General features: G+C 59.7%; 7 protein-coding genes. All 7 read left to right on the top strand.

Features of this window, described 5'->3' with window-relative positions; all coding sequences use genetic code 11:
• Positions 1-2: 2 nt before the first annotated feature.
• The gene (locus AC3ISI_RS02045; protein ID WP_489335246.1) at positions 3-2,081 is read left to right on the top strand and encodes a type IV pilus secretin PilQ; all 2,079 of its coding nucleotides are present in this window, start codon (positions 3-5) and stop codon (positions 2,079-2,081) included.
• 4 nt (positions 2,082-2,085) lie between these two features.
• Positions 2,086-2,604, top strand: coding sequence for a shikimate kinase AroK (gene aroK, locus AC3ISI_RS02050; protein WP_223519958.1), 519 nt, complete (start codon positions 2,086-2,088; stop codon positions 2,602-2,604).
• 151 nt (positions 2,605-2,755) lie between these two features.
• Positions 2,756-3,856 (top strand): 3-dehydroquinate synthase, encoded by a 1,101-nt coding sequence (aroB, locus tag AC3ISI_RS02055; protein ID WP_489335247.1) that lies wholly within the window; start codon positions 2,756-2,758, stop codon positions 3,854-3,856.
• A 10-nt stretch (positions 3,857-3,866) separates the two neighbouring features.
• Positions 3,867-5,459, top strand: coding sequence for an AAA family ATPase (locus AC3ISI_RS02060; protein WP_489335249.1), 1,593 nt, complete (start codon positions 3,867-3,869; stop codon positions 5,457-5,459).
• 350 nt (positions 5,460-5,809) lie between these two features.
• Positions 5,810-10,255 (top strand): glutamate synthase large subunit, encoded by a 4,446-nt coding sequence (gltB, locus tag AC3ISI_RS02065; RefSeq protein WP_489335250.1) that lies wholly within the window; start codon positions 5,810-5,812, stop codon positions 10,253-10,255.
• Between the two features lie 33 nt (positions 10,256-10,288).
• Positions 10,289-11,707, top strand: coding sequence for an FAD-dependent oxidoreductase (locus AC3ISI_RS02070; protein WP_489335251.1), 1,419 nt, complete (start codon positions 10,289-10,291; stop codon positions 11,705-11,707).
• Positions 11,708-11,960: 253 nt separating this feature from the next.
• Positions 11,961-13,028, top strand: a complete 1,068-nt coding sequence (gene hemE / locus AC3ISI_RS02075) for a uroporphyrinogen decarboxylase (RefSeq protein WP_489335252.1) — start codon at positions 11,961-11,963, stop codon at positions 13,026-13,028.
• Positions 13,029-13,048 lie beyond the last annotated feature (20 nt).

The following is a 13,048-nucleotide window of genomic DNA, read 5'->3' on the forward strand; positions in this document are numbered from 1 at the left end:
TAATGAACAGGACTTTCTCAACCCTCGGTATTTCGCTATGGATAGCGTTGATGTCTCCGATGGTGCTGGCGACCAACCTCAAAGCGCTGGATATTGCCGCGTTGCCGGGTGATCGCATCGAGTTGAAGTTGTCTTTTGATGGGCCGCCCCCTGCGCCCCACGGTTACACGACCGAACAGCCGGCGCGGATTGCGCTGGACTTGCCCGGCGTGGCCAGTCAGTTGGCGATCAAAAATCGCGACCTGGGTGGCGGCAATGCCCGCAGCGCAACGGTGGTGGAAGCCAAGGACCGCACGCGGCTCATTATCAACCTGACGCAGTTGACTCCGTATAGCGCGAAGGTCGAAGGCAACCATTTGTTGGTGATGGTCGGGCAGGGCGCCAATGGCAAGGTATTACAACCGGGGGCGAGCGAGCCTCGTGCCAAGATGACAAACCCGGTGCCGGCAAAGACCTCTGCGACTGTGAGCAAGGCCATTCGCGGCGTTGACTTCCAGCGCGGTGCCCAGGGCGAAGGCAATGTGGTCATCGATTTGTCGGATCCGTCCATTGCCCCGGATATCCAGGAGCACGAAGGCAAGATCATTCTCGGATTCGCCAGGACCCAATTGCCCGAAAAGTTGCGCGTGCGACTGGACGTCAAGGATTTCGCCACCCCGGTGCAATTCGTCAACGCCAGCGCCACGGGCGACCGGGCCACGATCAGTATCGAGCCCGGCGGTACTTTCGACTATTCGACCTACCAGACCGACAACAAGCTGACCGTCAGTGTCCGGCCGATGACCCCGGATGATCTGCAAAAGCGCAACGCAGAGCACTTCGCCTACACCGGCGAAAAACTCTCGCTGAACTTTCAGGACATCGATGTACGTTCAGTGCTGCAACTGATTGCCGATTTCACCAACCTCAATCTGGTGGCCAGCGACACTGTGCAGGGTGGTATCACCTTGCGGTTGCAGAACGTGCCGTGGGATCAGGCGCTGGACCTGGTACTGAAAACCAAAGGGCTGGACAAGCGCAAGATCGGCAACGTTCTGTTGGTGGCGCCAGCCGATGAAATCGCTGCCCGGGAACGTCAGGAACTGGAATCGCAGAAGCAGATCGCCGAACTCACGCCGTTGCGTCGAGAGCTCTTGCAAGTCAACTACGCCAAGGCTGCCGACATCGCCAAGCTGTTTCAGTCGGTGACCAGCGTCGAGGCGAAAGCCGACGAGCGTGGGTCGATCACGGTGGATGAGCGGACCAACAACATCATTGCCTACCAGACCCAGGACCACCTCGATGAACTTCGTCGCATTGTCACGCAACTGGACATTCCGGTGCGCCAGGTGATGATCGAAGCGCGAATCGTCGAAGCCAACGTCGACTACGACAAAAGCCTCGGTGTGCGCTGGGGCGGTTCCGTGCAGAACAAGGGCAACTGGAACACATCCGGGGTCAGCAAGGGTTCGTCGACCATTGGTACGCCGGGCAGTGGCGACACCAACTCGCCGTTTGTCGACCTGGGGGCGGCGGGCAGTACCTCGGGAATCGGCATCGCCTATATCACCGACAACGTGTTGCTGGACCTTGAGCTGACCGCGATGGAAAAAACCGGCAACGGTGAAATCGTCTCGCAGCCCAAGGTGGTCACGTCCGACAAGGAAACCGCCAAAATCCTCAAAGGCACGGAGATTCCCTACCAGGAAGCCAGCTCCAGTGGCGCGACCTCGGTGTCATTCAAAGAGGCGTCGCTGTCGCTGGAAGTCACGCCGCAAATCACCCCGGATAACCGGATCATCATGGAGGTCAAGGTCACCAAGGACGAGCCGGACTTTCTGAACAAGGTGCAGGATGTACCGCCGATCAAGAAAAACGAGGTCAATGCCAAAGTCCTGGTCAATGACGGCGAGACCATCGTCATTGGTGGAGTTTTCTCAAATACTCAAAGCAAGGTTGTAGATAAGGTGCCATTTCTCGGCGATGTGCCGTATCTTGGCCGCCTTTTCCGGCGTGACGTGGTTTCGGAGAAAAAATCCGAGCTGCTGGTGTTTCTCACTCCGCGTATCATGAACAATCAGGCGATTGCTGTGAGTCATTGATTCTGTGCGAAATTTGATTCTTGTTGGACCGATGGGCGCTGGTAAAAGCACCATCGGCCGGTTGCTGGCCAAAGAGCTGCGCCTGCCGTTCAAAGATTCCGATAAGGAAATTGAATTGCGCACGGGCGCCAATATCCCGTGGATTTTCGATAAAGAAGGCGAGCCGGGCTTTCGTGACCGCGAGGAGGCGATGATTGCCGAGCTGTGCGGCTGCGATGGCGTGGTGCTGGCGACCGGTGGTGGCGCAGTAATGCGCGAAGCCAATCGTCGGGCGTTGCATGCCGGTGGTCGGGTGGTCTACTTGCATGCTTCTGTCGAGCAGCAAGTGGGTCGTACTGCCCGTGACCGCAATCGACCCCTCTTGCGGACCGCCGATCCGGCCAAGACCCTGCGGGATCTATTGGCGATCCGCGATCCGCTTTATCGGGAAATTGCCGACCTGGTGGTTGAAACCGATGAGCGGCCGCCGCGAATGGTGGTGCTCGATATTCTTGAGCGCTTGCAGCAGCTGCCGCCCCGTTAATGCGCAGCGCGAAATGCGCTATCCTCGGCGTCTTGTCACAACCGCTCAAGATTGTGGCGTATGGCTACCGAACGGTGTAACACCAACAGATGCCGTGGATATTCGATAACTCAAGGCAGGACGCCTGATTTCATCTTCATTGTGGGGACCCATGCAGACACTCAAGGTCGATTTAGGCGAGCGCAGCTACCCGATTCACATTGGCGAAGGTTTGTTGGATCAGCCTGAGTTGCTGGCCCCGCACATTCGCGGTCGGCAAGTAGCAATCATCTCCAACGAGACCGTTGCACCGCTCTACCTCGAACGTCTGACCCGCAGCCTGGCGCAGTTCTCGGTGATTTCCGTGGTGCTGTCCGACGGTGAAGCCTTCAAGACCTGGGAAACCTTGCAATTGATTTTCGACGGCCTGCTGACCGCACGGCACGACCGCCGCACCACCGTCATCGCCCTGGGTGGCGGCGTGATTGGTGACATGGCCGGGTTTGCCGCCGCTTGCTACCAGCGCGGTGTTGATTTCATTCAAGTGCCAACCACGTTGTTGTCGCAAGTCGACTCTTCGGTGGGCGGCAAGACCGGTATCAACCATCCGCTGGGCAAGAACATGGTTGGCGCGTTCTATCAGCCGAACGTGGTCCTGATTGATACCGCGACCCTCAATACCCTGCCAGCCCGCGAACTGTCCGCCGGGCTTGCTGAAGTCATCAAATATGGGCTGATCTGCGACGAGCCGTTCCTGACCTGGCTCGAAGAAAACGTCGATCGCCTGCGCGCCCTGGACCAGGTCGCTCTGACCTACGCCATCGAGCGCTCCTGCGCCGCCAAGGCTGCGGTGGTCGGTGCCGACGAAAAAGAGACTGGTGTGCGTGCCACATTAAACCTCGGTCATACGTTCGGCCACGCCATTGAAACTCACATGGGCTATGGTGTCTGGCTTCACGGTGAAGCCGTCGCTGCTGGCACCGTAATGGCTTTGGAAATGTCGGCCCGTCTGGGCTGGATCACTGAGCAAGAACGTGATCGCGGTATTCGCCTGTTCCAACGCGCCGGGCTGCCGGTCATCCCGCCGGAAGAGATGACCGAAGCCGATTTCCTTGAACACATGGCAATTGACAAGAAAGTGATCGACGGTCGTTTGCGCCTGGTGCTGCTGCGCCACATGGGCGAAGCGGTGGTGACCGACGATTATCCGAAAGAGGTTTTACAGGCCACGCTGGGAGCGGATTACCGCGCCCTGGCTCAGCTTAAAGGTTAATAAGATCCCGATGACTAGTTTGCATGCCGACGAGGCTTTCCTCGGCCATTACCAGTTGAGTCATGACCCTTTTGCTCCACGGGTGCCTGGCTTCAAATTTTTCCCGGCCCAGCGCAAACCGGTGCTGGGGCAGCTGCATCACCTGGCGCGCTATAGCCAGTTGCTGCTGGTGGTCACAGGCCCGCAAGGCAGTGGCAAGACCCTGTTGCGTCAGGCTCTGGTGGCCAGCACCAACAAGCAGTCGGTGCAGAGTGTGGTGGTGTCTGCTCGCGGCGCTGGCGATTCGGCTGGCATTTTGCGCCAGCTGGCTCAATCGCTGAACGTCGAACAGGCCGAGACCGGCGCGATTCTGGCGCAAGTGGTGCAACTGGCGTTGACCGGCCAGGAAGTCTATTTGCTGGTGGATGACGCCGAACACCTCGACGAATCCGCGCTCGAAGCCCTGATGGCCCTGGCCGCTGGCGCACCGGAAGGTCGCCCGCATGTGTTCCTGTTTGGTGAGTCGTCGCTGATCGCTCAACTTGAGGCGCTAAGCCTTGAGGAAGAACGATTCCACGTGATCGAACTGCAGCCTTACACCGAAGAAGAAACCCGCGAATATCTGGACCAGCGGCTCGAAGGCGCGGGCCGGGGTATCGAACTTTTCACTGCGGATCAGATCTCTGATATTCACGAAAGCTCCGACGGTTGGCCTGGCAACATCAACCAGGTTGCCCGCGATGCGATGATCGAAGCCATGATTGCCAGCCGCTCAGCGGTGAAGCGTCCAAAAATGGGGTTCAACATGCCGAAGAAACACGTATTGGCGATTTCTGCCGTTGTCGTGGTCGCGGTAGCCGCTGCCTGGTTGATTCCGGGTCGCAGCAAAGCACCGACCGCTGGCGCACCTGCCAACGAACAGGCACAGCTGCCGCTTGGTCAAGGTTCGCCGCAGTCTAACGGTGGTGCACCTTCCGTCGAATTCGCGGGTAACTCGCAGCCAATGCCATTGCCGCTGGTCGGCAACTCGCAACCGGTCATGCGCGGTCCATTGGCTGAAGCCGCCGGTGGCATCACCGAAGGTGACGATGGCGTGCCGGTCGCGGGTTCCAGCGCCACACCGCCTACCGTAACGACTGTCGCGCCACCAGCGGGCATTCAGCCGGGGCCGGCGCCGACACCGGTCACCAAGCCTGTTCCTGCGCCGACGCAGGTCGCAACCGCCAAGCCGGCCGCGACTGCGCCTGCCGCGAAGCCGGTTCCAGCACCAGCCAAGGTTGCCGTCGTGGCTGCCGCCAAGCCTGCCGAGAAGCCAGCCACAGCAGCCAAAGCCGCTGGCGGCACCTGGTACGCCGGGCAACCTACGAGCAATTACGTGGTGCAGATTCTCGGCACCAGCTCGGAAGCGTCTGCGCAAAACTTCGTGAAAGAGCAGGGTGGCGAGTACCGTTATTTCAAGAAAGAGCTTAACGGTAAGCCGCTTTACGTCATTACCTACGGTAACTTCGCCAACCGCGATGCAGCCGTTACCGCTATCAAGGCCTTGCCAGCGAAGGTTCAGGCTGGTAAACCTTGGCCACGCACTGTCGCCAGCGTCCAACAGGAACTGGCAACAACTCGCTGAAGATTCGGCGGCCTTACCCAGGCCGCCTCTCCCGGCACCTCAAAATTTCTGCAAGTGCGCGCTTCCTTTAGGGTCGCGTGCCTTGTGGTGTCTGCGTCACAGTAGTCTTTGAGTCGTTGCGGTCAAAATTAAAAAAAGTTTTGACTAGCACAGCATATCGCTTTAAACCTTTCACAAATGCGACATAGATTTGCGACAGTTCGTCGTCAAATTTGTGAGCGTAAGTGTCGGTGTGTACAATGACCTCCCTTTTGCCCCCGCAAAGCTGGCATACGTTCGGCGCGGACGGTAACTGATTGAATTAAAAAGAAATTTGCCTCGACAAGAGGCAGCCTGGTGAGAAAGTGTCTATGAAAGCAGGTCTGTACCAACCAGATGAATTCAAGGATAACTGCGGTTTCGGCCTGATAGCCCATATGCAGGGCGAGCCCAGTCATACCCTTTTGCAAACGGCCATCGAGGCCCTGACCTGCATGACCCACCGCGGTGGGATTAATGCCGACGGCAAGACCGGTGACGGTTGCGGTCTGCTGATTCAAAAGCCGGACGTGTTCCTGCGAGCCATCGCCCAGGAAGCGTTCGGCGTTGAACTGCCCAAGCAATATGCCGTGGGCATGGTCTTCTTCAACCAGGACCCGGTCAAAGCCGAAGCCGCTCGCGAGAACATGAACCGCGAGATCCTGGCGGCCGGCCTGACCCTCGTCGGCTGGCGCAAAGTGCCGATCGACACCAGCGTCCTCGGCCGTCTGGCCCTTGAGCGCCTGCCGCAGATCGAACAAGTGTTCATCGGCGGTGAAGGCCTGAGCGATCAGGACATGGCCGTCAAACTGTTCACGTCCCGTCGTCGCTCGTCCGTGGCCAACGCCGCCGATGCCGACCACTACGTCTGCAGCTTTTCGCACAAGACCATCATTTATAAAGGCCTGATGATGCCGGCGGATTTGACCGCCTTCTATCCAGACCTCAGCGATGAGCGCCTGCAAACCTCGATTTGCGTGTTCCACCAGCGCTTCTCCACCAACACCTTGCCAAAATGGCCGCTGGCTCAACCGTTCCGCTTCCTGGCGCACAACGGCGAGATCAACACCATCACTGGCAACCGCAACTGGGCTGTGGCCCGTCGCACCAAGTTCACCAACGATCTGATGGACCTGGAAGAACTCGGCCCATTGGTCAACCGCGTCGGTTCCGACTCCTCCAGCATGGACAACATGCTCGAGCTGATGGTCACCGGTGGCATCGACCTGTTCCGTGGCGTGCGGATGATCATTCCGCCTGCGTGGCAGAACGTTGAAACCATGGACCCGGATCTGCGTGCGTTCTACGAATACAACTCGATGCACATGGAGCCGTGGGACGGCCCGGCCGGCGTGGTAATGACCGACGGTCGTTACGCGGTGTGCCTGCTCGACCGTAACGGTCTGCGTCCGGCGCGTTGGGTCACCACCAAAAACGGTTTCATCACCCTGGCCTCGGAAATCGGTGTCTGGAACTACCAGCCTGAAGACGTGATCGCCAAGGGTCGTGTTGGCCCGGGCCAGATCTTCGCCGTGGACACCGAAACCGGTCAGATCCTCGACACCGATGCGATCGACAACCGCCTGAAGTCGCGTCATCCGTACAAGCAATGGCTGCGCAAGAATGCCCTGCGCATCCAGGCGACCATGGAAGACAACGACCACGGTTCGGCGTTTTACGACGTCGATCAGCTCAAGCAATACATGAAGATGTACCAGGTCACGTTCGAAGAACGTGATCAGGTGCTGCGTCCGCTCGGCGAACAGGGCTACGAAGCCGTCGGCTCGATGGGCGACGATACGCCAATGGCCGTGCTGTCCCAGCGCGTGCGTACGCCGTACGACTATTTCCGCCAGCAGTTCGCGCAGGTTACCAACCCGCCGATCGACCCGCTGCGTGAAGCCATCGTCATGTCGCTGGAGATCTGCCTCGGTGCCGAGCGCAACATCTTCCAGGAATCGCCAGAACACGCCTCGCGCGTGATCCTCAGCTCGCCGGTCATTTCCCCGGCCAAGTGGCGTTCGCTGATGAACCTCGATCGTCCGGGCTTCGAGCGCGCGATCATCGATCTGAACTACGACGAAAGCGTCGGCCTCGAAGCGGCGATCCGCAATGTTGCCGATCAGGCTGAAGAAGCCGTGCGCGCCGGTCGTACCCAGGTTGTGTTGAGTGACCGTCACATTGCCCCGGGCAAGTTGCCGATCCACGCTTCGCTCGCCACCGGCGCGGTCCACCACCGCCTGACCGAAAAAGGCCTGCGTTGCGACTCCAACATCCTCGTGGAAACCGCGACCGCTCGCGATCCGCATCACTTCGCCGTGTTGATCGGCTTCGGCGCATCGGCGGTGTATCCGTTCCTGGCCTACGAAGTGCTGGGCGATCTGATCCGTACCGGTGAAGTGCTGGGCGACCTCTATGAGGTGTTCAAGAACTACCGTAAAGGCATCACCAAAGGTCTGTTGAAAATCCTGTCGAAGATGGGCATTTCGACTATCACCTCGTATCGCGGCGCGCAGTTGTTCGAAGCCATCGGCCTGTCCGAAGAAGTCTGCGAGCTGAGCTTCCGTGGTGTGCCAAGCCGCATCAAGGGCGCGCGTTTCGTCGACATCGAAGCCGAGCAGAAAGCCCTGGCCACCGAAGCCTGGAGCCCGCGCAAGCCGATCCAGCAAGGCGGCCTGCTGAAGTTCGTCCACGGTGGCGAATATCACGCCTACAACCCGGACGTGGTCAACACCCTGCAAGCCGCTGTGCAGCAGGGTGACTACAGCAAGTTCAAGGAATACACGTCGCTGGTGGACAACCGCCCGGTGTCGATGATCCGCGACATGTTCAACGTCAAAACCCTCGACACACCGCTGGACATGAGCGAGATCGAGCCGCTGGAATCGGTGCTCAAGCGCTTTGACTCCGCCGGTATCTCGCTGGGCGCGCTGTCGCCGGAAGCTCACGAAGCCCTGGCCGAAGCCATGAACCGCCTCGGTGCGCGTTCCAACTCCGGCGAAGGCGGCGAAGACCCGGCGCGTTACGGCACCATCAAGAGCTCGAAAATCAAGCAGGTTGCGACTGGCCGCTTCGGTGTGACCCCGGAATACCTGGTCAACGCTGAAGTGCTGCAGATCAAAGTCGCTCAGGGCGCCAAGCCCGGCGAAGGTGGTCAGCTGCCAGGCGGCAAGGTCAACGGTCTTATCGCCAAGCTGCGTTACGCAGTGCCGGGCGTGACCCTGATTTCGCCACCGCCGCACCACGACATCTACTCGATTGAAGACCTGTCGCAGCTGATTTTCGACCTGAAACAAGTCAACCCGAAGGCCTTGGTCTCGGTGAAGCTGGTCGCAGAAGCGGGCGTCGGCACCATCGCCGCCGGTGTGGCCAAAGCCTATGCAGACTTGATCACCATCTCCGGCTACGACGGCGGCACCGGCGCATCGCCGCTGACCTCGATCAAATACGCGGGCGCTCCGTGGGAGCTCGGCCTGGCCGAAACCCACCAGACTCTGCGCGGTAACGACCTGCGCGGCAAAGTGCGGGTGCAGACCGACGGCGGCCTGAAAACCGGCCTCGACGTGATCAAGGCGGCCATTCTCGGCGCTGAAAGCTTCGGCTTCGGCACCGCGCCAATGATCGCGCTGGGCTGCAAATACCTGCGTATTTGCCACCTGAACAACTGCGCCACCGGCGTTGCGACTCAGAACGAGAAGCTGCGCAAGGATCACTACATCGGCACCGTCGACATGGTGGTGAATTTCTTCACCTACGTCGCCGAAGAAACCCGCGAGTGGCTGGCCAAGCTGGGCGTGCGCTCGCTCGAAGAGCTGATCGGTCGCACCGATCTGCTGGAAGTCCTCGAAGGCCAGACCGCCAAGCAGCAACACCTGGACCTGACCCCGTTGCTCGGCAGCGATCACATCCCGGCAGACAAGCCTCAATTCTGCCAGGTGGAGCGCAACCCGCCGTTTGACAAAGGCCTGCTAGCCGAGAAAATGGTCGACTTGGCCACCTCGGCCATCAACGACATGAGCGGCGCTGACTTCGCCCTGGACATCTGCAACTGCGACCGTTCAATCGGTGCACGGATCTCTGGTGAAATCGCTCGCAAGCACGGCAACCAAGGCATGGCGAACGCGCCGATCACCTTCCGCTTCAAAGGGACGGCTGGTCAGAGCTTCGGCGTGTGGAACGCCGGCGGCCTGAACATGTACCTGGAAGGCGACGCCAACGACTACGTCGGCAAAGGCATGACCGGCGGCAAGCTGGTCATCGTTCCGCCGAAGGGCAGTGTCTACAAGACTCAGGACAGTGCCATCATCGGCAACACCTGCCTGTACGGCGCCACCGGCGGCAAACTGTTCGCCGCGGGTACCGCGGGCGAGCGTTTTGCCGTGCGTAACTCCGGTGCTCACACGGTTGTGGAAGGCACTGGCGATCACTGCTGCGAGTACATGACCGGTGGTTTCGTCTGCGTCCTGGGCAAGACCGGTTATAACTTCGGCTCAGGCATGACCGGCGGTTTCGCCTACGTGCTCGACCAGGACAACTCCTTCGTTGACCGGGTCAACCACGAACTGGTGGAAATCCAGCGGATCAGCGGCGAAGCGATGGAAGCCTATCGCAGCCACCTGCAGCGCGTGCTGAACGAATACGTGGAGGAAACCGACAGCGAATGGGGTCGTAACCTCGCTGAAAACCTCGATGACTATCTGCGTCGTTTCTGGCTGGTCAAGCCCAAGGCTGCCAACCTGAAGTCGTTGCTTTCCAGCACCCGTGCCAACCCGCAGTGATATGCGCCTGAAGAGTTTGATGAGGTTTTAACAATGGCTGAACGTCTGAATAACGACTTCCAGTTCATCGATGTCGGGCGCAAAGATCCGAAGAAGAAACTGTTGCGTCAACGCAAGAAAGAGTTCGTGGAAATCTACGAACCCTTCAAACCCCAGCATTCGGCCGATCAGGCCCACCGCTGCCTGGGTTGCGGTAACCCGTATTGCGAATGGAAGTGCCCGGTGCACAACTTCATTCCCAACTGGCTGAAACTGGTGGCCGAGGGCAACATCCTCCAGGCCGCCGAACTGTCGCACCAAACCAACACCCTGCCGGAAGTCTGCGGCCGGGTGTGCCCGCAGGATCGTCTATGCGAGGGTGCCTGCACCCTCAACGACGGCTTCGGCGCGGTGACCATCGGTTCAGTCGAGAAGTACATCACCGATACCGCGTTCGCCATGGGCTGGCGTCCGGACATGTCCAAGGTCAAGCCGACCGGCAAACGTGTCGCGATCATCGGCGCAGGTCCGGCCGGTCTCGGTTGTGCCGACGTGCTGGTACGGGGCGGCGTGACCCCGGTGGTGTTCGACAAGAACCCGGAAATCGGTGGTCTGCTGACCTTCGGTATCCCCGAGTTCAAGCTGGAAAAGACTGTGCTGAGCAATCGTCGCGAAGTCTTCACCGGCATGGGCATCGAGTTCCGTCTGAACACCGAAGTGGGCAAGGACGTGACTGTCGAGCAACTGCTCGAAGAATACGATGCCGTGTTCATGGGCATGGGCACCTACACCTACATGAAGGGCGGCTTTGCCGGCGAGGACCTGCCAGGCGTGCATGACGCGCTCGACTTCCTGATCGCCAACGTCAATCGCAACCTGGGCTTTGAAAAGTCGCCGGAAGATTTCGTCGACATGAAAGGCAAGAAAGTCGTTGTACTCGGCGGCGGCGACACGGCGATGGACTGCAACCGTACCTCGATCCGCCAAGGCGCCAAGTCGGTGACCTGCGCGTACCGTCGTGACGAAGCGAACATGCCGGGCTCGCGCAAAGAGGTGAAGAACGCCAAGGAAGAAGGGGTGAAATTCCTCTACAACCGCCAGCCAATTGCGATCGTCGGTGAAGACCGCGTCGAAGGCGTGAAAGTGGTCGAGACCCGTCTCGGCGCACCGGACGCCCGTGGCCGTCGCAGCCCCGAGCCGATTCCGGGTTCCGAAGAGATCATCCCGGCCGACGCCGTGGTCATCGCGTTCGGTTTCCGTCCAAGCCCGGCGCCATGGTTCGAGCAGTTCGACATCCAGACCGACAGCCAGGGCCGCGTTGTGGCCCCGGAGCAAGGTAAATACAAGCACCAGACCAGCAACCCGAAAATCTTCGCCGGTGGCGATATGGTTCGCGGTTCTGACCTGGTGGTGACGGCGATCTTCGAAGGCCGCAATGCGGCTGAAGGGATCCTGGATTACCTGGAGGTCTGATCGCTCTCCAACACTGGAATGCGATCAAAATGTGGGAGCGAGCCTGCTCGCGAAAGCGGTGGATCAGCCAACAGAGATGTTGACTGCGAAGCCCTCTTCGCGAGCAGGCTCGCTCCCACATTGGTTTCAGGGTGTTGCTAAATGGCGCATTCCCCCGCGACAAATTGACCCGATAGACAAAAGGCTCGGCTCTATCCGTGCCTTTTGCGTCGCGCTCTGAGAAAATGCCCGCACTTTTTTTCCGGATGCCGACATGACTGCCCTGAAGAACGACCGTTTCCTTCGCGCCCTGCTCAAGCAACCCGTAGACGTCACCCCAGTGTGGATGATGCGTCAGGCCGGTCGCTACCTGCCTGAATACCGCGCCAGCCGTGCCAAGGCCGGTGACTTCATGAGCCTGTGCATGAACCCGGAGTTCGCTTGCGAAGTCACGATGCAACCGCTCGACCGCTATCCACAACTGGACGCGGCGATTCTCTTCTCCGACATCCTCACCATCCCGGATGCCATGGGCCAAGGCCTGTACTTCGAAACCGGTGAAGGTCCGCGCTTCAAGAAAGTCATCAGCACGATGGCTGACATCGAAGCCCTGCCGATTCCTGATCCGCACAAAGACCTCGGTTACGTCATGGACGCGGTCAGCACCATCCGCCGCGAACTGAACGGCCGCGTGCCGCTGATCGGCTTTGCCGGCAGCCCATGGACCCTGGCCACTTACATGGTCGAAGGCGGCTCGTCGAAAGACTACCGCAAGACCAAAACCATGCTCTACGACAACCCGCAAGCCTTGCACCTGCTGCTGGACAAGCTCGCGCAGACGGTCACCAGCTACCTCAACGGCCAGATCATGGCCGGCGCGCAAGCGGTGCAAATCTTCGACAGCTGGGGCGGCAGCCTCTCGGCGGCGGCGTACCAGGAATTCTCCCTGGCCTATATGAAGAAAATCGTCAGCGGCCTGATCCGCGAACACGAAGGCCGCAAAGTGCCGGTCATCCTCTTCACCAAAAACGGCGGCCTGTGGCTGGAAAGCATCGCCGACGCCGGCGCTGATGCACTGGGCCTGGACTGGACCTGCGACATCGGCAGTGCCCGTGATCGCGTCGGCAGCAAAGTCGCCCTGCAAGGCAACATGGACCCGACCGTGCTTTACGCAAAACCAGAAGCCATTCGCACCGAAGTCGGCCGCATCCTCGCCAGCTACGGCAAGGGCAGCGGCCACGTGTTCAACCTCGGGCATGGCATTACGCCGGAAGTTGATCCGGAACATGCGGGTGCGTTCCTGCGCGCGGTGCATGAGTTGTCGGCGCAGTATCACGAGTGATCGTCGCCCAAAATTGAAAA

This window comes from Pseudomonas sp. GL_139_B, from assembly GCF_057834475.1.

Coding starts and splice junctions, on each gene's coding strand:
- AC3ISI_RS02045 (WP_489335246.1), top strand. CDS start 3: ATGAACAGGACTTTCTCAACCCTCGGTATTTCGCTATGGATAGCGTTG.
- aroB (WP_489335247.1), top strand. CDS start 2,756: ATGCAGACACTCAAGGTCGATTTAGGCGAGCGCAGCTACCCGATTCAC.
- AC3ISI_RS02060 (WP_489335249.1), top strand. CDS start 3,867: ATGACTAGTTTGCATGCCGACGAGGCTTTCCTCGGCCATTACCAGTTG.
- gltB (WP_489335250.1), top strand. CDS start 5,810: ATGAAAGCAGGTCTGTACCAACCAGATGAATTCAAGGATAACTGCGGT.
- AC3ISI_RS02070 (WP_489335251.1), top strand. CDS start 10,289: ATGGCTGAACGTCTGAATAACGACTTCCAGTTCATCGATGTCGGGCGC.
- hemE (WP_489335252.1), top strand. CDS start 11,961: ATGACTGCCCTGAAGAACGACCGTTTCCTTCGCGCCCTGCTCAAGCAA.